Genomic DNA, 23081 nt, shown 5'->3' with positions numbered 1-23081 from the left:
TTAAATTCTTGCCAATTTTGTTCTAAGAACACTCTTAAGGTCAGGCAACCTAGTAATCAAATCAGACTTAAACTCATTTTTTTGAGTCTGCAAATTTTGCATAAATGCCTCATAATCAGCCTCTAAAGTAGCGCGCTTTTGCTCTATTATTTTTGCTGCACTCTCTTTTGCTGCGTTTAAAGCCTCTTGTTTGATTTTACCGGCTTCATTTCTGGCAGACATAATTATCTGCTCAATCTCAGCCTCATGAACACTAAGATCGCTTGTATTTTTAATAGCACTTTCTTCATCATTTTTAATAGCCTCATTTCTCGAATCAATAAAATGAATCAGAGGTTGATAGAGGATTGAGTTTAAAATAATGATAAGTCCTATAAAAACCACTGCCGTTAGAATTACTAATGGCAAATCGACTTGTAACATTAAATCTCCTTATGACTCTGTATATTTTGTGTAAAAACAAAAAATCGGTTTATTCTACAATATTAAAAGAAAAAATAAGCTAAATTTATTAGCAAATTTCTATCTTATTTTATATATAAATTTCTCAATATCCGATATATCTTTAAATTCAAGTATCAAATTTCTGTTTTTTATTTTTGATTTTATATGGAGTTGTTCAAGCAGCTCTTTTAAATCGTCAAGTTTTTTAGCGTATTTTTCATCGATTTTAAAACCGATTTTTTGTGAGCCTTTGCTTTTGTCTTTTAAATTTTTAACCAAATTTTCAGTTTCGCGAACGCTCAATCTCTGTCCGATTATCGTATCGACAGCCATCTTTTCATCATTTGGCTCAAGCCCTACGATTACTTTAGCATGTCCTTGAGTTATCTTTCCTTCTTTTATGAAATCTTGAGTATGAAGGCTTAAAGACAAAAGCCGCATTGTGTTTGTTATCTGAGTTCTGCTCTTATGTATGATGTTTGCAAGTCCTTCTTGAGTGATCTTATACTCGTCAATTAGCTCTTTGTATGAATTTGCAAGCTCGATAGGATTAAGATCTTCTCTTTGGATATTTTCAATAAGTGCAAGTTCTCTTAAATTTTTACTCTCGATATCGGCAACTATGGCTTTTATTTTCTCGGCGCCTAAAATTTTAGTCGCTCTAAATCTTCTTTCGCCGGCTATCAGCATATATCCGTCATCTTTTTGTATGACGATTATAGGCTGGATAAGTCCGTGTCTTTTTATTGATTCGCTTAGCTCTTTTAAGGCTGTTTCATCGAAGTGTTTTCGTGGCTGATAAGGGTTTTCGGTTATTAAATTCAGATCGATTTCGGTTACTATATCGCGATTTCCGCCGCTTAATTCTGCTTTGTAAGCAAGCTCAACATCCTCAAGTATCGCGCCTAATCCACGTCCCAAACTACTCTTTTTAGCCATCTTTTATCCTAAAATCGCGTAAGCTAAATTTTGATAGGCTTGAGAGCCTGGAGATTTGATATCATAGAGTATCACCGGCTTACCAAAACTTGGAGACTCGGCAAGCTTTACATTTCTAGGCACGATCACAAAATCCTCACTATCGTCTCTTAGTTTAAACAGCTTGTTTTCAAAATGCTGCTTTAAATTCGCCACAGTCTCTTTTGAAAGGTTGTTTTGAGAGCTGTACATAGTCGGCAAAAAGCCCTTTATGGCAAGCTTTGGATTTATAGTTTTTTTGATTATTTTAACCGTGTTTAAAATTTGCGCCAATCCTTCAAGTGCGTAAAATTCGCATTGTATAGGTATAATCACGCTATCGCTTGCACTTAAAGCATTTACGGTTATGCTGCCAAGTGCGGGCGGGCTATCGATGATGATGAAATCATACTCGTGTAAAACTTCTGCGATTTTATTTTTAAGGATTAGTTTGTAATCCTTGCTCTGATCGTTAAATTCCTGCTCGATACCCACTAAACCGATGTTTGAAGGAGCTAGAAAAAGTGTAGGAATTTCGGTTTTTAGAACTATCTGAGAAAGCTTCTTGCGCCCTGTTAAAACGTGATAGATATTGTATTCATAGTCATTTCTGCTAAAGCCCATTCCCGTAGTCGCATTTGCCTGAGGATCGATATCTATGAGTAAAACTCTCTTTTCCGCAACCGCCAAAGAAGCCGCCAAATTTACCGCTGTGGTCGTTTTGCCTACACCGCCTTTTTGGTTTGCTATGGTTATTATCTCGCTCATCTTAAAGAATACACCCTTTTTTCATTTACTAAAATAGCTCCATCATCGCAAATTTCTGCATCTTGCAGCGATATCTCTTGCCCGTCTATATGCGTGATGAATTTTTTTGATTTCTGAAAGTCTAACCTAAATTTGCTAAAAATCTGCTTCCATAAAATCTTTTTTTCTAATAATTCACAAAATCCCCAAACTGCTTCATTTTGACTAATTTGTATATCCAAAATACCCGCATTTTTTGGTGCACCGACGAGATTTAAGCCCATACCGCAAATATAATTTTCACTTATCTTTGAAGTAATTGTTCCGCCTATTTTTTTATCTTCTATGTAAAAATCATTGGGCCACTTAATCCAAATTTCAGAACCTTGCGAAGCTAAAAATTCACGCATAATCATCGAAAAATATATAGATATGGAGGCCTCATGCAGATCATTTGGCAAAAAGCTCCTATCTACACAAAAAGAAAAAAACAAATTCCCTCTAAATCCTTGCCACTCGTTATTTCTGCTGCCTATACCTTTGGTTTGTTCGTTTGCAACGATCATAAAAGGCGACTTTATCGCTCCTGCTCGCACGCCTTCGCAGACAAATTCCTGTGTTGACGGGATTGAATCAACAAATTCAACTACCAAAATCAGCTCTTATCATAAAATTTTATCGCCTACTCTAAGGCGTTTGCCGTTTATATAAGAATTTGCATCGACGGCCTTTTTGGCAGGTTCTTGCAGAGAGTAAATTTTAACAGCTCCACTATTGCACCCCACTACAAAACTATCTTTATAAATGCTTAAAATCTCTCCTGCTTCACCGCTTGAGCCTTCAAATAGCTCCAAAGATAAAATTTTAAGTCCACTCTCAAGATAAATTCCCGGCCAAGGAGTAAGCGCTCTAAATTTATTATAAATTTCATGTGCATCTTCGTTAAAGCTAAAAAGCCCGTCCGTTTTTTGTATCTTTTTACATTCGGTTGCGAGGTTGTCGTCTTGCTTGATAGGGGTTAAATTTTGAAAATTTAAGAGCGTTTTTACTATTAGTTCGCCCGCCATATCGCCAAGTTCGCTAAAAAGCTCTTGCGCCATTTTGTTTTCGCAGTTCGTATAGGCAAAATCAAGCATATCGCCTGTATCAAGCCCTTCGTTCATAAGCATAGCCGTTACTCCGGTTTGTTTTTCGCCTTCTAAAATCGCGCTTTGAATCGGACTTGCGCCGCGGTATTTCGGCAAAATCGAAGCGTGCAAATTTATACAAGGAGCGATGTCAAGTATGCTCTTAGGCAAAATTTTTCCATACGCCGCCACAACTATAAAATCAGGCTTCAAGCTTGAAATTTGCCGAGCCACCGCTTCATCTCGCAAAGTCTTTGGCTGAAATATCGGTACAGTGGGCAAATTTGCCTCGCTATAAATCTTAACGCTACTAGGAGTTAGTATCTGCTTCCTGCCCACGGGCTTATCAGGCTGGGTAAAAACGGCTACGATATTAAATTTCGGCTCTTTTTTAGCGCCGTCTAAGCTAAGTTGATTGGTGTTAAATTTAACCATAGAGTCTAAAATTTTGACCGCATACTCGGGCGTTCCCATAAAAATTACATTCATATCTCTATCCGTTAGTTTTAATTACATCTTGCGGGCGGTAAATTTTAGCTCCCGCAGGCGGGTTTTTGGCCACTTTCAAAACCGCTTGCGCGATCTGCTTTCCACTCATAGGTCGCATGGACGAAAAGAATTTTTTAGGTATCAATTTAAACATGGTTATCATGAAATTTTCAAAAACCCTAAACTCCTCTCGCTGACCCTTGATAAGCGAGGGATGAAATATCATCAAAGAGTCATATCCAAGCTCTTTAACCGCATTTTCAGCCTCGCCTTTTGCTCTAAAATAAAATACGCCTGAATTTACATCGGCCTTAAGCGAAGATATCATCGAAAAGCTCTTCGCACCTGATAACTTACCCCATTTGGCAACCTCTTTCACATACTCTACATCCACTTTTAAAAACCGCTCTTTACTTCTGGCTTTTCTTAAAGTCGTGCCAAGTGCGCAGTAAATTTCATCCACATAAAACGGCTTTATCTCGCTTATCTTGTCAAAATCAATCTTTTTTATATCTAGTTTTTCGTGCGCAAAATCAAGATCACGTCTTGTCCAGACAAAAACCCTCAAATAATCCTCATCCTCGCAAAGCTGCCTTACTATCTCGCGTCCGACGACTCCTGTCGCCCCTACTACTAAGGCTGTTTTATGACCGCTCATATCTTCTCCGTTTCTCTTTTGTATTTTGGAGCCGTAAAATTTTAAAACAATAGCTCTTATTTGTGAGAATTTGGCTTATAAAAAGCAAATTTAAGCACAAAATTTGACCAAACGAACTATTTGAATTTGTCTTTTTGCAAAAGCTCAAGCAGGTTAAATTTAAGCTCATTTATATTTTCCCCGCTTGCAGACGATATCGGCATGATGAAAAACGGCTTGGCAGCATCAAATTCATATACGTCTTGCTTGTAGCTTAAAAGATCATTTCCAAGCCCAAGACTCTTAATGAAGCCCGAAATTTTATCCACCTCTTCGCAAGCATCAAGCCTAGTAAGTGCGATAGCATAATCCCTGCCACCAAGCTCGCTTGAAAATTTGCTAACCTCTGCTTTAAGAGTGCCAAACTGCTCTTCAAGGGTTCGGTAGTTGGCAAGATCTAGCATATAAAGTAAAACTTTAGTCCGCTCAATATGCTTTAAAAACTGGACTCCAAGCCCTCTTCCGTCGCTTGCTCCTTCAATAATACCGGGGATATCCGCCATAACAAAGCCGTTATATTCATCAACTTCTACAAGACCGAGCTTTGGTGTAAGTGTCGTAAATTCATAGTTGGCAATCTGCGGTTTGGCGTTTGAAACGGTTGATATAAGCGTTGATTTACCAACATTTGGAAAGCCCACAAGCCCCACATCGGCGATCAGCTTTAACTCAAGACGCACATTACAAATTTCTTCAGGAGTGCCCTTTTGAGAGTATTCAGGAGCTTGGTTGGTCGAGCTTTTAAAATGAACGTTACCAAGTCCGCCTTTGCCGCCCTTTAAAAACATCTTTCGCTCGCCCTGCTGCGTTAAATCAAGCAAAAGCTCGCCGCTATCGGCATCGTATACGGCGGTTCCAGGAGGAACGATAAGCTCTAAATTTTCGCCTTTTTTACCAGTCATTCTACGTCCCATGCCAGGCTCTCCGTTTTGAGCCTTTAATGCACGCTTACCTTTGTATGCGGCTAATGTGTGAGTGTTGTTATCAACGATAAAATACACATCTCCGCCGTCTCCGCCGTCTCCGCCGTCAGGTCCGCCTAGTATAACGTGCTTTTCTCGACGAAAGCTAACCGCACCCGCTCCGCCGTGACCCGAGCTTAATGTCAAACTTACACTATCTATAAACATAAATTTACCTTAAAATTTTCTTTTCATTATATCTTTTTGTTGATTAAAATTTGATTTTAAAATTCTCACAATTATAAATCTGCCTAACATAAATTTATAACATAACGGTATTTAATTTGATTTAGCAGCAAGAGTAAAATATTTTTGTAAAAATTTAATGAAGAAAAGGAGAGCTAAGCCCTCCTAAAATTTAAGCAGCCGGATAAACAGAAACTTTTTTTCTTGTTTTATCTTTTCTCTCGAATTTTACATATCCGTCGATAAGCGCAAATATCGTGTGATCTTTACCAAGACCTACGTTGCTTCCGGCGTGAGTTGCTGTGCCTCTTTGGCGGATTATGATATTGCCGGCGCGAACAAATTCGCCTCCGAATTTTTTAACGCCTAAGCGGCGACCGATGGAATCTCGGTTATTCTGGGTTGAACCTTGACCTTTTTTGTGTGCCATACTTTATCTCCTTAGGCTTGTATGCTTAAAACTTTAACGCGAGTAAATTGTCTTCTAAAACCGCGTTTTAATTTAGAGTCTTTTCTTCTGCGTTTTTTATAGATCACGACTTTTTTGTCTTTACCTAAATTTACGACCTCTAAGACAACTTTTGCACCCTTAACAAATGGCGCACCTACCTTCACTTCATCTCCGCCAAGAGCTAAAACTTCGTTTATTTCGATGTTTGCTTTTGGCTCGGCTTCAAAGCGATCAAGCTTAAGGTATTCACCTTCGCTCACTCTATACTGCTTTCCGCCGTGTTTTATAATAGCATATTTTGACATTGCTATCCCTTCTTTGGTAAGTTACCAAAAAGCACTTTTAAAAAAGATTTCTGGAGCTTTGTTGGTTGTAAGGAGTGGATTATATACTTTTTTTTATAAATTTAAGTTGAATTTAATCAGGAGGATAACCTCCCGATCATAAATTTTAGTAGTCTAATTCAGGCTTTGAGGTTTTATCTGTCGAAGCAGGAAACATCGGATATTCAACCTTTGGCATAGTTCCTGTTAAGGAATTTAAAAACGTTACCATATCGTTAGCTTCTTGCTCGCTTATCTCGATTCCAAGCTGAATACTACCCATGGCTTTTACTGCATCTTTTAGAGACCAAATAGCGCCGTTATGAAAATAAGGAGCTGTTAACTCGACGTTTCTAAGTGTAGGAGCCTTTACCATTCCGTTTGCGTCGCCTTTAAAATCACCAACATTTGCAAATTCATACTTGCCTGCAACTTCAAACGGTTGAAGAGTCCCGCCTAAATTGATGCCATTATGGCAAGATGCACAACCCTTATCCAAAAACACTTTTAAGCCTTTTTTCTCAGCTTCATTTAGTGCATTCTTGTCGCCCTCTAGGAATTTGTCAAATCTTGAAGGAGTTACAAGCGTTCTTTCAAAAATTCCAATCGCAGTCGTAACAAGATCAAAATTTATCTCGCTGTTAAATGCTTTTTTAAACTCGGCTACATAAGCAGGAATTGATTTAAGTCTATCCACCACAAGCTCAGGAGTTGAAGCCATTTCAGGAAGTGCTGTCATAGGACCAGCCGCTTGAGCTGCAAGGTGAGCTGCGCGTCCGTCCCAGAATTGAACTGAGTTAAATACAGAGTTATAAACTGTAGGCGCGTTTACGTGATGCGGGTTTGGCATCCATTTGTGACCTGTTGAAGCAGGCACTCCATCAACGCCTCCAAGACCTAAGTTATGACAGGTGTTACAGCTTATGATACCTGATTTTGAAAGGCGAGGATCAAAATAAAGCCTCTTTCCAAGCTCATAAGCTACCATTGTCGTAGGAAATTCTTTAGAATCAGGCGAAGCATCATTTATCATCTTTGTAAGAGTGTGCGGATCGCTTGGGATCGCAACAAGACCTGCGTCAAGCGCCTCTTTAATCAAATCGTTCGCAAAAATCGAACTAGCCAAAGCTGAACTCAGTAAGATAAACTTAAATTTCATACTTAATCCTTAAATTTAAAATAAAATCACAGAATAATATAATTTTTTCTATTAATTTAAAATAAATTTTATTGTTTGTTAAAAATTATTTTTAGATAGTATTAAGCAATTAGGATAAAATATCTCTGATTATTACTTAAAAGTTTCTATTTTAGATTTAATTTAGAATTTTAAATTTAAAAATACAAAGCAGTTTTGATATAATCACTAAATTCAAAATCACAAAGGAAATTTCTTGGTAAAATTTATCTTACTATTAGACACTGCTCAAAATTTTCCACTCAACTACACTAAGAAATTTAGCTTAATCTTAAATACGGCTAAGTAGATAATGGCAGAAAACGATCAAGAAAAAACCGAAGAAGCCACCTCCAAAAAGATAGAAGACGCCAAAAAGGACGGAAACGTCCCTAAAAGCCAGGACTTAGCGGGATTTATCACCCTTTTTGTGGCTATCTTTGCCGTAATTTTACTTCTTGGCTTTTTAGGCGAGCAGTTTTTCGCGCTTTATGTTTATTATCAGAGCTTAATCGGGCAAGAGATAGACGCAAAGCTCATTTACAGTATCGCGCTTACAACGGTTTTTAGAGCGCTTTTAATGATCTTGCCGATTACCATTTGTGTGGCAATTGCAGGAATTATCGCAAATTTGATCCAGTTTGGATTTATCTTTACGACAAAGCCGCTTGAGCCAAATTTAAACAAAATAAACCCGATAAAAGGGCTTAAAAACCTCTTTTCGCTTAAAAAACTGATCGAATCCATAAAGATGACGCTAAAAGTTACCATCGTATTTAGCGTTGGATTTTTCATGTTTCTAAGCTTTATCAAAGAGCTTCCGCACACTATATTTTTGCCTATGGTAGCTCAGCTTGACTGGCTTAAAGAAAAGATGATAATCCTAGCTTTTGTCATGCTCATCGTGCTATTTGTCATAGCGATTGTTGATGTTCTTATCGTGCGTTTTCAGTATTTTAAAGACCTTAGAATGACAAAGCAAGAGGTTAAAGACGAATACAAACAGATGGAAGGTGATCCGCAGGTAAAAGCTCGTATTCGAAGGCTTCAGATGGAAGCAAGCAGGCGAAGGATGATGCAAAATATCCCTGAAGCCGACGTCATCATCACTAACCCTACTCACTACGCAGTCGCGCTAAGATATGATAAAACTAAAGAAAAAGCACCTGTCGTTATAGCCAAAGGGGTCGATTTCCTAGCGCTTCGTATCAAAGATATCGGTATAAATAGCGGCGTTAAGATCGTAGAAAATCCGCCGCTTGCAAGAGAGCTTTATAAGGTGTGTGATATAAACGAGATGATACCTGCCGAGCTTTTTAGAGCGGTTGCGGAAGTCTTAAGCTTTGTATATATGAGCGATAGAGCCAAATTTGGCAATAGGCTAAAAAAATGAGTTATAGCTAAGCAGATTGATAAAAAATTAAACCATATACTTTAGTACAAAGCCGACTAACACCAAACTCATTACCACAATACTAGATGTTATATAAAAATCCATCCTGTCTTCAAATGCCTTTACAAAATTTTTTTGATTTTTTTCATAAGCTTTCTTTCGCATAAGCTCATCTTTCATCATGCGCTCAACACTTCCCTCTTGAGATTCTATCTGAGAGTTCCAATAGCTATTTGGTCTTTTCACTTCCATCCAATCTTAATGTATTTAAAAAATATTTATAATCATATAAGTATACCACTAAAATTATAAAATAGTGTCAAAATAAAATAATATTAAGTGTAATAATTTATAGTCTTACCTAAATTATATTATTTCGCAACACATATAAATATACTGCTTAAGTCTCTTTCTATAAGACTTAAGCAGATAAAAATTCTAAATTTTAGCCCATATACCCATATAGACTCGCGAATATCCAGCCAAATAAGCACGACGAGAATACTCCAATAAGTCCAGGAATAATAAAACTATGATTTATAACATATTTGCCAATCCTTGTCGTACCCGAGCGGTCAAACTGAATAGCCGCAAGGTCGCTTGGATATGTAGGAAGTATATAATATCCATAGCAAGCAGGCGCAAAGGCAAGGATTATCGCAGGGCTAACGCCTATACCAAGAGCTAACGGCACGAAAGCCACAAGCGCGGCGGCCTGAGAATTAACAAATTTTGACACCAAAAGCAGCATAACCGCATATGTCCAAGGGTGCTGCTTAACGATATCTCCAAGTGCTTCTTTCATCATCGGAGTATGCACCGCAAACATCGTCTCAGCCATCCATGAAATTCCAAACACCGCAACAAGTGCGATCATACCTGAGCGGAAAATTTCGTTTTTGCTGATCTTGCTCGCATCCGTTTTTGTAAAGATGATGATGAGCGCACCGGCTAGCAGCATGAAAATTTGGATAACATCAACCATGCCCATAGGAGCGGGCTTTTTCACGCTATCTTTTACAGCGATCTTAGCTGAAGCTATGGTCTCGCTCTTATCTCCGGCATTTAGCACCACGCCGCCGTTTTCAGCTTTTAGGCTTTGAGTCAGTTTGCCATCTTTGCTATAAATTTCAATGTTTTCATAGCTCATAGAGCTTTTTGCCTTGCTTGAAGCAACAGTCTCTTCGATCTTGCCGTCTTTTACGATAGCTACGATCTTGCCGTCTTTTACGTTAAAGCTCTTAACCGCTTTACCGTCAGCTACGATCTCGACTACTTTCGCAGGATTTGATTTAGGCCATGCCGGGCGGTACTCTTTGAAGTATCCAAGTAGAGCAACAACCGCGATAGCACCTAAAAATATCCACATCGCGTTCCAGCTTGATTGTGGAAGCTTTTGACCGAGCAAAGAAGCACTTTCGCCGTAAACATATTTTTTAAACTCAGGATCTTTTATCTTCTCTTGGAATTCCTCGTCTTTATCAAGATCTTTGCCTCTAAACCAGCTAAAAATTCCGATCGCTAAAACACCACAAAATGTCGAAGGTATCGTGATTTTAAGAAGGTCCAAATAGCCATCAAATCCGGCAAGCTGAGTCTTGGAACTTACTAAAAATGCGGTTAAGGTTACGACCGCAACTGAAACCGGGCTTGCGATGATACCCATTTGCGCAGATACCGAGCTTGCAGCCATCGGGCGCTCAGGACGAATGCCGTTTTTGATAGCTATATCATAAACGATAGGTAAAATCGTATAAACAACGTGTCCGGTTCCGCAAAGTATCGTTAAAAAGCACGTTACAAACGGCGCTAGGATACTTACGTATTTTGGATTTTTCCTTAAAATTCTCTCCGCTATTTGAAGCATAACGTCAAGTCCGCCGCTTGCCTGCAATGTCGCACTCGCAACAACAACGGCAAGGATGGTGAGCATAACGGCAATCGCCGGCTTACCAGGCTGAATGTGAAAGCCAAATACAAGAACGATAAGTCCTATACCGCCTAGCAAACCAAGCGCGATGCCGCCCTTTTTCGCCCCGTAAAATAGACAGACAAGAACAACTATAAGCTGAATGGCAAACTGCGTGCCTTCGCTTAAACTAGTCAAAAACTCCATTAATTCTCCTTTTGGAATGTTATTTTTTAGAGTATTAGCGTAATTTTAGCAAATACACGGCGTCAATCAGCTTAAATTTTATAGTTTTTATTAAAAATCATTTTTAATAAGATAATTTAAGATTATTAAATAGGTAAAAATGTCACTAAAATAATATTTCTTGAAAATTATGTATTCGCAAAGCTGTTAAATTTGGGTAACGAAACTTAAAATTTATCTCACGCTTTGTATTTATAAAGCACAAATTTTACTTCAAATCACTCCAATTTTTCGCTATATTTAGCGAAGTCTTAAGCGGAACGTTAAGCCTACAAATACTTTGCATTACCTCTTTTGCCTGCTCACCAAATTCTTGCGCAAAGCCATCTTCAACCTCAAATATAAGCTCATCATGAATTTGAAGCAGCATGTTGGCTCGCTCATCTAAAATTTTGCTGATTTTTACCATCGCAAGCTTTATGATATCAGCCGCCGAGCCCTGAAATATCGTATTTACAGCCTCACGCTCATACATCGCAAGCTGCATCGGAGTTGCCGTGCTAAAGTCAAAAAATCTTTTTCGACCAAGCAAGGTGGTGACAAATCCATTATTTTTAGCCTCGGTTTTAATGCTTTCTAAAAAGCCCTTAATGCTTGGAAAAGCCCTAAAATAGCGCTCTATATACTCTTTTGCTTCGGCGCGTGAGATGCCGACCTGCCCTGAGAGCTTGCTTGAGCCCATGCCGTAGATAAGCCCGAAATTTATACTCTTTGCTACGGCTCTGTTTTGTGCATTACTCTCTCCAAATATGCTAATCGCCGTTCTTGCGTGTATATCCTCATCATTTGCAAACGCCTCAAGCAGAGCGCTATCTTTACTAAAATGCGCAAGCAGTCTTAGCTCTATCTGGCTATAATCAAGCCCCACAAGACTAAAGCCATCCTTTGCCTCAAACGTCTCGCGAACCTCGTAAGCAAGGCTTCCGCGCGCAGGTATGTTTTGCAAATTCGGATTTTTGCTAGAAAGCCTGCCAGTACTCGTGCCCGTTTGCATAAAATTTGTATAAATTCGGCTGTTTTCATCGTTTTTAGCCAAATTTAAAAGCGGCTCGCAATAGGTACTTTGAAGCTTGTAAATTTCGCGGTACTCAAGCAGTTTCGCTATAACAGGATGAGCTTCAAGCAGCTCGGTAAGCACGGCTTCATCGGTGCTGTAGCCTGTTTTAGTCTTTTTCTTAGCAGGCAAATTTAACCTCTCAAAGAGAACTTCGCCAAGCTGTTTAACGGAGTTGATATTAAAGCTCTCGCCGCTTAGCTCGTAAATTTCGGCAGTGAGACGCTTGATAGTGGCGTCATTTTGGATTATCAAATTTTGCATTTTTTGCCTGTTTAGCTTGATGCCGCGATTTTCCATATCAAAAAGCGTGATGAGAAAAGGGAATTCATGCTCGTTTGCGAGTTTAAGCAAATTTGGCTCAAGCAGATTTAAAAAGCTCTTATAAAATTTAAGCGTTATCCAAGCGTCCTCGCTCGCGTATTTTGCGGCATTCTCAAGGCTAACACTGGCAAATGTTTCGCCGCGCTTAACCACATCTTCAAATTTGATCGTATCGTAATTATAAAGCCTCTTTGCAAGCGCGTCCATACCCACAGCCTGCGAAGGCTCCATAAGCCACGCCATGATCATCGTATCTTTAAAATTTTTAGGTGGATTGAGGTTTAAATTTTGCTTTACGACCTTAAAATCATATTTTAAATTTTGCCCTATGACGCAGCCTTTGTAAATTTGCCCTACCGCCCAAGCCGCAAATTTCGGGCTTACTTGCTTGCTAACTCCAAGATAGCTGTGAGCTATAGGCACGTAGTAGCTATCGGTGTCGTTAAAGCAAAAGCTAAAGCCCACGATCTTGGCGTTATTTGCGTCAATGCCCGTAGTTTCGGTATCAAAAGCCACGATCGTCTCGTCCGTGATATCTTCTAGCAAGCGCTCTATCTGGCTTTCATCAGTTAGCAAATGCGCGTTAAAGCCAAGCTTAAATTCGGCGTTTTCTTCGCTATTTTGAAGCGATTTTAGTATGCGATTTAAGTCGTATTCGCGAAGCAGATCGGCAACCTTTAAAAGCGGATTTTGCGTAGGAAATAGCGCATTTTCAAAGCTTGTTATCTCAACCGCATCGTAAAAAAGCGAAGTTAGCCGCTTGCTTAAAAAGGCATTTTCCCTGTCATCAACGAGCATCTGCCTTGTGCGATCGTTTCTTATAAAGCTTAAATTTTCATAGATATTTTCTAAATTTCCAAACTCATCAAGTAGCTTTTTAGCACCCTTTGCGCCGATACCTTTTACGCCGGGGATGTTATCTGAGCTATCTCCTGTAAGGGCTAGAAAATCGCGAATTTGAGAAGGCAGCACGCCATACTTTTCCACGCAGCTTGCGCTATCGTGATCGATCTTGCTTTGTGGGCTATATATGCTTACTTTGCCATCTTCGATAAGCTGATAAAGGTCTTTATCGTGCGTTACGATTCGCACGAAGATATCTTGTTCTTTTGCTGTTTTTACCGCTGTTGCGATGATGTCATCAGCCTCATAACCCTCTTTTGACATCGCGCAAAGCCCCATCCGGCGTATCATCTCTATACACACGGGAAGCTGCTCTTTAAGCGGCGCTGGCGGCTCGTCGCGGTTAGCTTTGTATTCGCCGGCCATCTCGTGGCGAAGCGTCTTGCCCTTGCTATCCAGCGCAAAGATGATGTAATCACTTGGAAATTCATCCCTTAAATTCATAATGAAATTTGCAAATCCGCTCACCATCCCGCTTGGCTTACCCTCTTTGTTTTTGAGGTTTGGCATCGCATAATAAAGCCTGAAAAAAAAGCCGAAAGTATCGATGATAGTGAGAGTTTTTTTGCTGTTCATTATTTTTCCTTGATTTAAATTTGCGCAAAAGCAGAGCAGAAGTTAAGTTTAAGGCGAGCAAACCGCCTTAAACTACTAACCGTTTTTTTCTTTTATCTCTTCTACAACCTCTTTTAAAATTTGCTCGTCAAAGCCGTTTTCAGCAGCCAAATTTAGCGCAGTTTGGACGTTTAGATCGCTAAGTTGCTGCTTTTGATTTGCCAAAACTCTTATGATATAAAGCGCCCATGCGGTTTGCTTAAGCTCATCAGGCGCACTTTTTGGATCGTTTGAGTGGCGGATGTTTTCTACGATACCCTTTTCAAAGCCCCAGTGATCAAATATATCAGCAGCTATGAGCACGCTTGTAGTGCCGAAGTTATTCATCTCAACCGCGCCGATATCAAAGCTCATCGCTATATCTTCTTTAAAATACATCACCTCATCGCGTCTGATCACCTCATCAGAGATCAAAATTTTGCCCGTATCTTGAAGCAGCGCGCATAAAAACAGATCATCCATCTTCTCAGGCGCAATGCGCTTAAACCACGCTTTTGCGATAGATCCTTGCAAATTTGAGATATTTACAAACTGCTCAGGACTCACGCTATAAGGCTCCACGCTTACTTTTAGCATGCCTTGCACGGTTGAGCTAGCCACAAGCGATTTGGTCATATTTTTGCCAAATAGGCTAACCGCTTGCAAAACTGTTTTAATCTGCCTGTTAAAGCCATAAAGCGGAGAATTTGCCGTTTTTAACATTTGAGCAACCATCATCGGATCGCCTTCGATAGCCTTGGCAAGCTCCCCTACTCCGCTATCGCTCTCACAAATTTGCAAAACTTTATGGAAGCTTTTTGGAAGCGGCGGAAGCGTTTTTATCCTCTTTTTAAACTCTTCAATCATATCTTGTCCTTACTAAAAATTTAAGAAATTGTATCAAAAATTTGCTATAAACAAACTTCACTCCGTTTTTAAATTTCACGCAAACGGATCGAAATTTCTATCTTCATTCCAGATGTATTCCATGGATTTTGAGATATATCGTGCAGTTTTTATTCCATGAATTTCAGCCACAAAACCAAGCGCCATATCAATGCCGGACGCAACTCCGCTTGAGGTGTAAAATTTGCCGTCCTTTACCCATCTGGCAGGCTTTATCCACTCCACGTCTTTGCTTGATGCTGTTACAAATTCCCAAGATGACTTGTTGCTAGTGGCTCTTTTGCCCTTTAAACATCCTGCGCAAGCGAGCAAAACCGAGCCCGTGCAGACGCTTAAAACTATCTTGCTGGCGTTAGCCAAATTGCTTAATTCGCTTAAAAACCGCTCATCATTTATAAGTGCTCTTGTCGCAAATCCACCAGGTACCAGCAGGATATCATGGCTTTTTATCTCGCTTATTTTGCGAGTTAAAATTTGCGTGTTTATGGAGCTTTTAACCGCTTTTCCGTCAAGTGAAAAATAGTCTATCTCATAGTGCTGCTTAAGCCTTGAAAGCACTTCAAGCGGTCCAAGCGCGTCAAGACTTGTATAGTCGTCAAAAAGCAAGATATTTATCTGCTGCATGGCTTTTCCTTGTGAAATTTAAATTTGCAGACAAATTTAATCAAATTTTTCATATCTTTTTGATAAATTTTAGGCTCTATTAAAATACTTCATTGATATTTCTTGGCAAAAAATACTAAGCTTAATCGTTATAACTGTAAAAAACACTAAAGATATACTATGAATTTAAAAAGTCATTTACATCGATTGCTAATTTCGGACTTTATACAATATTTAGTTACATTTTTTGGAATCTAAAATATCATAATCAACACTATATTTTAACAGAGCCAAATTTTAATCTTTGAACTAATCTAAAATTTTAAGGAAATTTGTGCTAAACGATCACGAGATAGAAAAAAAGGCAAATTTAAAAAACATCAAAGAGGTGGCTAAAAAGTTAAATTTAAATGAAGAAAATTTAGAGCTTTTTGGCAAATTTAAGGCTAAAGTGGCTGCGAATTTGGCTACTAGCAACTCAAATTTGATCCTTGTAACGGCTACAAACCTGACCCCCTTTGGAGAGGGCAAGACAACCGTAACCATAGGACTTAGCGACGCTTTAAGCAGGCTTGATAAAAGAGTCTGCGCCGCACTTAGAGAGCCAAGCCTTGGGCCTGTATTTGGCATCAAAGGCGAGGCGACAGGTGGAGGATACGCTCAAGTTGCGCCAAGCGATGATATAAATTTGCACCTTGCAAAAACGCGCAAGAGATGTGAAATTTAGCCAAAAAGCGCTTAAGAATATGAATAGCATAATAGCTTTAGGCAAGGCAAATTTGCCCGTTTGTATCGTAAAAAATCAATACAGCTTCAGCTCAGATCCAAAATTTCTAGGCAGAGCTAGAGACTTTAGCTTTGAGCTTCGTGCAGGAAGCGGATTTATCGTGATTATAAACTATGTTAATACCAGAGCTTAACAAGCCTCCAAATGAGCGCAATGAATATAAAAGCTCACATAAAATCATCTGTAGTTTCTCTAAATAAGGATAGTCTTAACTTATTCTTATTTTTTTAAAAATCACCGCAATTCCTTTTAAAGAACTTTTTATCGCCTCTGTTTTATATGTCATCGCTTTTCTTAAGCGTTCTAAGCGCTCTTTTTATGATATAGGCAGTCTGCTTGCTTTTGCTTTGCTCGCTCCACCGAGAGCAAATTTCACGCACAAATTCAGCTTGCGTTTTACTCGCGTCGTTTAGCCAGTTTGCCACGCTATCTTGCACATATTTTGAGCTATCGCTTTTAAGCGGCTCAAGTATTGCTAGTGCGCGCCAAGGCTCGGCTTTGAGTGCCGATATATGCTCGCACCAAACTCCGCGCGGTCTTGTCGCCTCGCTTGCAAATCGCCTGATATTAGCGTCTTCATCAAGTGCAAATTTTGAGAGAATTTCTATGCTTTCGTCCAAATTTGAGATGACTTTACCTCTCACGCAAAGCCAGGCGATCTCTCTAACGCCAAAGTGAGAGTCCGCTGCAAACGGCTTTATAGCGTTAAGAGTAGCGCTTATATCAAGGCTCTCATCGCAAGCCGTCATATAAGCCGCCCAACATCGCACGGTGTCTGATCTGTGAGTGCTAAGAGCTTTTAAAATTTGTCCGCTTTTATCCGTGCTTGCAATCTTAAAAAGCTCGGCGCCGATCGTCTTGCTAACGGAATTTGCGCTTTTGTTTTTAAGGCTTTTAACCTGAGCTAAAATTTGCTCTAAAAATTCGCTTTTGTTTATTTGCACAAGCACGTTTGCAAGCAAAATTTCTTGATTTACGGCAAGCCATTCGGTCAAATTTGCCGTTTGGATCTCGCCTGAATTTAACCGCTCTAAAATTTCGGTAGGAATTTCACTTATCGATCTTGCGCCTTTGCGCGGAATTTCTTTTAACTCTTTATCTTTTCCCACGGCTCGACATCTCCATTTACAGCTTTAAAAATACTCATTATCCCAACTTCGTTCACGCTCAAATTTCGCTCATACATCAGGGCGTCTCGCACTCTTAGCTTATCTTGCAAAAACGCAAATTCATACTCTATCTGACCGCTTGTAACTTGCACCGGCGATAAATTCTGGCTACTAAAGGCATCTATCTTGCTTTTATCAAATTTATATCCTCTTTTTGAGGCCTCGTCATAAACCTCTTGCAAATAGGCATTTATAAGCTCTTTGGGGTTGTCATGCGCGTAAAATCTATCAAGCTGCGGATGGTTTTTATACCCCTTTGTAAGCCCATTTAAAACATGCTTTGCTAAAAGCGCCTCTCTCCATAACGCTACTAAACCTTTTGCGTCCAGATAAACAGGGCTGATCGTCCAAAGTCTCATTTTGTCTCACTCCTTAATTTATCTACAATCTGCTTTGCAAGAGCCGTTACCATCGCTTTTTCATCCATATACCAGTACGGCACTCGCTCGTAATCCTTATATGGCTGATGAAGCATGCTCTTTACGGGCGGGTGCATAAAAATTTGGTTAAAAATTTCAAGCTCTTTTGGATAAGTAAAGTATAAATTTAGCTCAGGATTTTGATTGTCGTTTCGCCAAGCGGCAAATTCGCGGGAGAAATTTTGATGTTTTGGCATTTTTATTTGACTAAAAGTTTCTTCGTCAAGCAAAATTTTAGCAAGGCAGTAAATGCCGTGCGCAGGCATGCAAAGCAGCTTTTTGTAAGGCAAAACGTCTGTTTTATTATATCCCGTGCAAAAGGCTTGCAAATTCTCACTTACCGCTTCCGCGTCCTTATCACAAATTCCTACTATAGAGGCGATTTGAGCTCGCTCGTTGGCAGGCTTTTTTGAGTTTATAAATTTCCTAGCCGCCTTTAATGCCGCCTCAAGCTTAACCTCATCTTTATACCACATCGCAAAGAATAAATTTATACCTACAACTAGCAATGTGTAGCCGTTTTTGCTAGCTACGATATCAGGCGGGATAATTTTATTAACAGCTTCAAAATCACCGCACGCAACGCTATTTAGCAACTTAGAAAACCTAATGCAGTGATCGTATCCGCTTGCACTTCCGGGTATGAGCTCCATGCGGTTTTGCTGAAATATCAAGCTGTTTACGCCCTTCCAGTCGCGCTTTTCAAGGCACTCCTTAAGCCAAATTTCATAAAGCTCTTTTGTATGCCTAAACGAAATCTGATTTATGATTTGGGCGATAAAATCCTCTTTGTTGGCATGTCTGCTTGCTACGTTTTGTATATGCCTGCAAATTTCAAGATACTCACTGAGCGCTCTTTGCATCTTTTTTGCCCTTTTTAGCCTTCATATCCTCAAGTTCATCGGCTAAAAATTTACCCGTGTAAGAGCCTGTTTTTTTGTGATTTTTAGCTACCTCTTTTACGCTTCCGCTAGCGATGATCTTACCGCCCTTGCTACCACCTTCAGGTCCCATATCAACTATATAATCGCAATTTTTAATCACGTCCATATTATGCTCGATCACAAAGACCGAATTCCCAAGCTCGACTAGATGATGAAGCACTTGCGTAAGGCGATCGACATCGGCAAAGTGAAGTCCCGTAGTAGGCTCATCAAGTATATAAAGCGTATTTCCCGTATCGCTTCTACCAAGCTCCTTTGAGAGCTTCACGCGCTGAGCTTCGCCGCCGCTTAGTGTAGTTGCGTTTTGTCCAAGCGTGATGTAGCCAAGCCCGACGTCTTGCAGAGTTTTAAGCTTAGCGTAAATTTTAGGAACCGCTTTAAAAAACTCTATCGCCTCATCGATACTCATATTTAGCACATCGGCGATACTCTTGCCTTTATATAAAATTTCTAGCGTCTGAGCATTATATCTGGAGCCGCTACAAGCATCACAAACCACCATCACATCGGGCAAAAAGTGCATCTCTATCTTTATCTCGCCCTCACCTTGGCACTTCTCGCATCTGCCGCCCTTGACGTTAAAGCTAAAGCGCCCGATCTTATAGCCTCTTAGCTTTGCTTCCTTGGTCTGTGCAAAGAGATTTCTTATCTCGTCCATCACACCCGTATATGTCGCAGGATTTGAGCGTGGAGTGCGACCTATCGGGCTTTGATCAAGGTAGATAACCTTATCTAAATTTTCAAGTCCGCTTAAATTCACGCCCGCTATCTTTTTAACTTTTCTAGCTCTATTTAGCTGCTCTTGCGCTTCAGGAAGCAGGGTTTGAAGTATGAGCGAGCTTTTACCCGAGCCCGAAACGCCCGTAATACCGACTAAATTTCTAAGCGGAAATTTGGCGCTTAAATTTGAGATATTGTTGATATTTACGTTTGAAATTTCTATCCACTTCTCTTGCTTTCTGTTTTTTTGATAGTTGATGTTTTTCTCACCGCTTAGATATAAAGCGGTTGAGGTGTTGGTTTGCATAAGGCTTTTTACATCGCCGCTAAATATAATCTCGCCTCCGAATTTACCTGCTGCAGGACCGATATCAACTACAAAATCAGCCTCCTCTATCGTCTTTTTATCATGCTCTACCACGATTACGGAGTTGCCTTTTGACTGCAAATTTCTAAGAGTTTTAATAAGCTTTAATGTGTCTCTTTCATGAAGTCCGATGCTTGGCTCATCAAGCACGTACATAACGCCGCTTAGCCCGCTTCCTATCTGGCTTGCGATGCGAATTCTCTGAGCTTCTCCGCCGCTAATCGTGCGCGCGTCCCGCCCAAGAGAGAGATAGCCAAGCCCCACGTCATAAAGAAAATAAAGTCGCTCGTTTATCTCTTTTAAGATAGGCGAAGCTATCATGCCATCTTGCTCGCTTAAGTAGTCAAATTTGCTAGAGTCCGAGAAAAACGCAACGCAATTTTCTATACTCATATCCAAAATTTCACCGATCCCAAGCCCCGCTACGCGCACGGCTAAAGATTGCGGTCTAAGCCTGTGTCCGCCGCACTCAGAGCAGCCTCTTTCGCTCATATACTCGCCAAAATCCTTGGAGTCTTTAAGCAAATCGTAGCTGATCTTAACCGCACCTTCAAATTTACGCGCTATCTTGTGTCTTTTCCAGAAAAACTCAACCTCTTTTGCGTTGCCGTAAAGCACAAGTCGCTTTTCATCTTCACTTAGCTCAAAGTATGACTTTTTCACGTCAATACCGTTTTGTTCGCAAAATGCAAGCAGAAATTTATAATAATAGCTCATATTGTAGCCGTAAAGTAGCTTGATAGCGCCGGTTTCTACGCTTTTTTCCTCGTCTATTATCTTATTCATATCAAGGCTGTAGCGAATTCCAAGTCCGTCGCAATGCTCGCAAGCTCCTTTTGGAGAGTTGAAACTAAAGCTAAGCGGCTCTAGCGGAGTAAATGAAATTTTGCAATCAAAGCACGCCATATGCTCGCTGTAATGTATAAATTTCTCTTTTAAATTTAACTCGTCGGCATTGGTTATCTCGATCTCGACTTCGCCGTAACTCTCGCTCAAAGCCTTCTCTACGTCTTGAGCCAGACGCTGAAGGTTTTCATCATCGATAACCAAGCGATCGACTATGACTTTTATGGTGTGCTTTTTAGTTTTAGCTAGCTCGATTTCCTCATCAAGCCTTACCATCACACCGTCTATTTGGGCTCTTACGAAGCCTTTTGCGCGCAAATTTTCAATTAGATCCGCCCAAGTTCCCTTTTTTTCTCGCACAAGCGGAGCGTAAATCACTACTTTAGCGCCCTTAGGAAGCTTTGAAATTTCGTTTATGATATCGCTTGCACTCATCTTTGAGATCGGTTTGCCGCACTGATGACAATGCTGAATCCCAACGCGTGCATAAAGCAACCTTAGATAGTCGTAAATTTCGGTTATCGTGCCGACTGTAGAGCGAGGGTTTTTGCTTGTGGTCTTTTGATCGATTGCGATTGCCGGCGTTAGCCCTTCAATCTTATCCACATCAGGCTTTCCGACCTTATCCAAAAACTGCCTTGCATAAGCAGAAAGACTCTCGATATATCGTCTTTGTCCTTCGGCATAAAGCGTATCAAAGGCTAGAGTGCTCTTGCCAGAGCCCGAAAGCCCCGTAAAAACTACTAATTTGTTCTTTGGAATTTCTAAATTTATATTTTTTAAGTTGTGCTCGCGCGCACCTGTGATTTTTATTGTATCGTTCATGATTATCGCCTAAATTTTAAGTTATTTATTTTAATCAAAGCGGTATAAATATCTGATTAATTATTAAATTTCAATCTTCAAATTAGGCATCAAATAGATAGCTAAATTTACAAGATTTTAATTTTTCAAATAATAATTCAGTTATAAAAATGCAAACCAAAAAATAGTTTAATAAGGCTGCGAGTGATTATGTTAAAGATCTTGAAAGAAAGTTAACTCAAGCTCACATGTTTGAAATATTTTAAGCCATTAAAAATTTTCTAATCGTAATTACAAGGATGGTCGTTATAAGAGCGATCATCCAGTATTTTTGTTTCTTTTTATCTATGGCGTGCGATGTCTTTACGCCAAAATACACCCCAAACAAAGAACCAATTCCGATAGCAACGCCTATATCGTAATGAACCAGCCCATGTGAAGCAAGGCTAATAAAGCCCGCAGTTGAGCTAAACACTACGAAAAATAGTCCCGTGCTAACAGCCTTTTTAATGTCGTAGTTTAAAAATCCGATAAGCGCAGGCATAACAAAAACCGATCCTCCGATACCTACGCTAATAGCAACCGCTCCCGTGATAAGCCCTATGACAAACAGTAAAATTTGCGAGCTGTTTTGCTCTCCTTTTGGCTCAAGCGGGCTTGTTAAAAGCTTAGTTAAATTTATCATCTGAGCGGTAATAAGCGCTCCAAGTAGAAATTTAGATGAAAAGTGAGAGACTATAAATCCACTGCTAAGCGCACCACAAAACCCCCCGAGCCCAAGCACCAAAGCGGGTTTTAAATCAAGCATCTTGGAGCGTAAATTTACAAACGAGCCAAAGATGGAGCTAAATACCATCTGCATTATGCTAACACCGATTGCATATTTGATATCATATCCCAAAAGTATCATCGCAGGCACGACTACCGCACCGCCTCCGATACCGAAAAATCCCGAAACAAAACCGACTAAAACGCCCAAAAAAACATATCCGATAAACATCTTTAACCTTTTGGCAAATTTTAGCATTAAGCTTGTTAAAGTATAATTACGTTTTAATCTAAATCTAAAATTTATAAAGGAGAATAGGTGAAAAAACTGCTCATATCGGTAGCGGCGATAGCGTCGCTGGCATTTGGAGGTGAAAGCATGCTTATAAAAGGCACAAACAGTCTAAGCGTAGATGAAACGGTAGCTAAATTTAGCAATATTCTTAAAGAAAAAGGCGTTATGCTTTTTGACGTATTTAACCACTCAAAACTAGCCAAAGAGGCGGGTCTTGAGATGACTGAAACCAGCGTGGTGGTATTTGGCGCACCGAAAGTCGGAACGCTTTTAATGAAGTGCGAACCGCAAATCGCTCTTGAGCTGCCGATGAAATTTTTAATCTACAAAGACGGAGGCAAAACAACCGTAGCTTACGAGGATATCAAAAATATCGCTAAAAGATACGGCGCTCAAAACTGCGACATAGTCGAAAAAATAAGCGGAATACAAGCAAATTTCCACAAAGCTTTAACGGAATAATCTTAGAC

The 23081-nt window shown here is 39.8% G+C and carries 23 protein-coding genes and 1 pseudogene; 4 read left to right on the top strand and 20 right to left on the bottom strand.

Annotation, left to right across the window (positions count from 1 at the left end):
• The 10 genes from CDOM16190_RS03480 to CDOM16190_RS03435 all read right to left on the bottom strand — a co-directional run bounded on the left by CDOM16190_RS03480 (position 1) and on the right by CDOM16190_RS03435 (position 7542).
• Entirely contained in the window at positions 1 to 423 is a 423-nt protein-coding gene (locus CDOM16190_RS03480; protein WP_170018898.1) for a FoF1 ATP synthase subunit B', read from the bottom strand.
• Positions 424 to 522: 99 nt separating this feature from the next.
• Positions 523 to 1383 (bottom strand): ParB/RepB/Spo0J family partition protein, encoded by an 861-nt coding sequence (locus CDOM16190_RS03475; protein WP_170018897.1) that lies wholly within the window; start codon positions 1381 to 1383, stop codon positions 523 to 525.
• A 3-nt stretch (positions 1384 to 1386) separates the two neighbouring features.
• Positions 1387 to 2169, bottom strand: a complete 783-nt coding sequence (locus CDOM16190_RS03470; RefSeq protein WP_169973401.1) for a ParA family protein — start codon at positions 2167 to 2169, stop codon at positions 1387 to 1389.
• Entirely contained in the window at positions 2166 to 2801 is a 636-nt protein-coding gene (locus CDOM16190_RS03465; protein WP_170018896.1) for a biotin--[acetyl-CoA-carboxylase] ligase, read from the bottom strand. The genes CDOM16190_RS03470 and CDOM16190_RS03465 overlap by 4 nt, the downstream gene beginning before the upstream one ends.
• Before the next feature lie 12 nt (positions 2802 to 2813).
• A complete protein-coding gene (fmt, locus tag CDOM16190_RS03460) occupies positions 2814 to 3764 on the bottom strand; it encodes a methionyl-tRNA formyltransferase (RefSeq protein ID WP_170018895.1) in 951 nt (316 codons plus the stop codon).
• 4 nt (positions 3765 to 3768) lie between these two features.
• Entirely contained in the window at positions 3769 to 4422 is a 654-nt protein-coding gene (locus tag CDOM16190_RS03455) for an NAD(P)H-binding protein (RefSeq protein ID WP_170018894.1), read from the bottom strand.
• Positions 4423 to 4538: 116 nt separating this feature from the next.
• Positions 4539 to 5591: a GTPase ObgE gene (gene obgE, locus CDOM16190_RS03450; RefSeq protein WP_170018893.1), complete on the bottom strand. Its 1053-nt coding sequence runs from the start codon at positions 5589 to 5591 to the stop codon at positions 4539 to 4541.
• 190 nt (positions 5592 to 5781) lie between these two features.
• Positions 5782 to 6039, bottom strand: a complete 258-nt coding sequence (gene rpmA / locus CDOM16190_RS03445; protein ID WP_169973408.1) for a 50S ribosomal protein L27 — start codon at positions 6037 to 6039, stop codon at positions 5782 to 5784.
• Positions 6040 to 6050: 11 nt separating this feature from the next.
• A complete protein-coding gene (rplU, locus tag CDOM16190_RS03440) occupies positions 6051 to 6365 on the bottom strand; it encodes a 50S ribosomal protein L21 (RefSeq protein ID WP_169942268.1) in 315 nt (104 codons plus the stop codon).
• 145 nt (positions 6366 to 6510) lie between these two features.
• Positions 6511 to 7542: a cytochrome-c peroxidase gene (locus CDOM16190_RS03435; RefSeq protein WP_170018892.1), complete on the bottom strand. Its 1032-nt coding sequence runs from the start codon at positions 7540 to 7542 to the stop codon at positions 6511 to 6513.
• 331 nt (positions 7543 to 7873) lie between these two features.
• On the opposite strand from CDOM16190_RS03435, the gene flhB reads away from it, so the two are divergent.
• On the top strand, positions 7874 to 8953 hold the full coding sequence (gene flhB, locus CDOM16190_RS03430) for a flagellar biosynthesis protein FlhB (RefSeq protein WP_170018891.1): 1080 nt from the start codon (positions 7874 to 7876) through the stop codon (positions 8951 to 8953).
• Positions 8954 to 8980: 27 nt separating this feature from the next.
• On the opposite strand, the gene CDOM16190_RS03425 is transcribed toward flhB, so the two are convergent.
• From CDOM16190_RS03425 to CDOM16190_RS03405, 5 genes are all read right to left on the bottom strand, one after another.
• Complete coding sequence (locus CDOM16190_RS03425; protein ID WP_169973414.1) at positions 8981 to 9199, bottom strand: hypothetical protein; 219 nt, start codon at positions 9197 to 9199, stop codon at positions 8981 to 8983.
• Between the two features lie 199 nt (positions 9200 to 9398).
• On the bottom strand, positions 9399 to 11069 hold the full coding sequence (locus CDOM16190_RS03420; RefSeq protein WP_170018890.1) for an anaerobic C4-dicarboxylate transporter: 1671 nt from the start codon (positions 11067 to 11069) through the stop codon (positions 9399 to 9401).
• A 247-nt stretch (positions 11070 to 11316) separates the two neighbouring features.
• Positions 11317 to 13965 carry a DNA polymerase I gene (polA, locus tag CDOM16190_RS03415; RefSeq protein WP_170018889.1) on the bottom strand — a complete coding sequence of 883 codons (2649 nt, stop codon included), beginning with the start codon at positions 13963 to 13965 and terminating at the stop codon, positions 11317 to 11319.
• Between the two features lie 75 nt (positions 13966 to 14040).
• Positions 14041 to 14850, bottom strand: a complete 810-nt coding sequence (locus tag CDOM16190_RS03410) for an HDOD domain-containing protein (protein WP_170018888.1) — start codon at positions 14848 to 14850, stop codon at positions 14041 to 14043.
• Between the two features lie 75 nt (positions 14851 to 14925).
• A complete protein-coding gene (locus tag CDOM16190_RS03405) occupies positions 14926 to 15513 on the bottom strand; it encodes a DJ-1/PfpI family protein (protein WP_170018887.1) in 588 nt (195 codons plus the stop codon).
• Between the two features lie 313 nt (positions 15514 to 15826).
• Here CDOM16190_RS03405 and CDOM16190_RS03400 point away from each other — a divergent pair.
• Positions 15827 to 16186 (top strand): annotated as a pseudogene (locus CDOM16190_RS03400) (formate--tetrahydrofolate ligase); the annotation flags it as partial.
• Between the two features lie 52 nt (positions 16187 to 16238).
• On the top strand, positions 16239 to 16412 hold the full coding sequence (locus tag CDOM16190_RS03395) for a formate--tetrahydrofolate ligase (RefSeq protein ID WP_249321430.1): 174 nt from the start codon (positions 16239 to 16241) through the stop codon (positions 16410 to 16412).
• Positions 16413 to 16554: 142 nt separating this feature from the next.
• On the opposite strand, the gene CDOM16190_RS03390 is transcribed toward CDOM16190_RS03395, so the two are convergent.
• The 5 genes from CDOM16190_RS03390 to CDOM16190_RS03370 all read right to left on the bottom strand — a co-directional run bounded on the left by CDOM16190_RS03390 (position 16555) and on the right by CDOM16190_RS03370 (position 22548).
• Complete coding sequence (locus CDOM16190_RS03390) at positions 16555 to 17388, bottom strand: DNA alkylation repair protein (protein ID WP_170018886.1); 834 nt, start codon at positions 17386 to 17388, stop codon at positions 16555 to 16557.
• On the bottom strand, positions 17367 to 17807 hold the full coding sequence (locus tag CDOM16190_RS03385) for a pyrimidine dimer DNA glycosylase/endonuclease V (RefSeq protein ID WP_170018885.1): 441 nt from the start codon (positions 17805 to 17807) through the stop codon (positions 17367 to 17369). The genes CDOM16190_RS03390 and CDOM16190_RS03385 overlap by 22 nt, the downstream gene beginning before the upstream one ends.
• On the bottom strand, positions 17804 to 18730 hold the full coding sequence (locus CDOM16190_RS03380) for a hypothetical protein (RefSeq protein WP_170018884.1): 927 nt from the start codon (positions 18728 to 18730) through the stop codon (positions 17804 to 17806). The genes CDOM16190_RS03385 and CDOM16190_RS03380 overlap by 4 nt, the downstream gene beginning before the upstream one ends.
• Positions 18711 to 21569 carry an excinuclease ABC subunit UvrA gene (gene uvrA / locus CDOM16190_RS03375; RefSeq protein ID WP_170018883.1) on the bottom strand — a complete coding sequence of 953 codons (2859 nt, stop codon included), beginning with the start codon at positions 21567 to 21569 and terminating at the stop codon, positions 18711 to 18713. Before uvrA ends, CDOM16190_RS03380 begins: the two co-directional genes overlap by 20 nt.
• Positions 21570 to 21810: 241 nt before the next feature.
• Positions 21811 to 22548: a sulfite exporter TauE/SafE family protein gene (locus CDOM16190_RS03370; protein ID WP_170018882.1), complete on the bottom strand. Its 738-nt coding sequence runs from the start codon at positions 22546 to 22548 to the stop codon at positions 21811 to 21813.
• Positions 22549 to 22635: 87 nt separating this feature from the next.
• On the opposite strand from CDOM16190_RS03370, the gene CDOM16190_RS03365 reads away from it, so the two are divergent.
• Complete coding sequence (locus tag CDOM16190_RS03365) at positions 22636 to 23073, top strand: DUF302 domain-containing protein (RefSeq protein WP_170018881.1); 438 nt, start codon at positions 22636 to 22638, stop codon at positions 23071 to 23073.
• Positions 23074 to 23081 lie beyond the last annotated feature (8 nt).

This window comes from Campylobacter sp. RM16190 (assembly GCF_012978835.1).
In the GTDB taxonomy this organism is placed as follows: domain Bacteria; phylum Campylobacterota; class Campylobacteria; order Campylobacterales; family Campylobacteraceae; genus Campylobacter_A.
The sequence above is the reverse complement of the archived record's forward strand: the minus strand, read 5'-3'. Positions and strand labels throughout refer to the sequence as shown.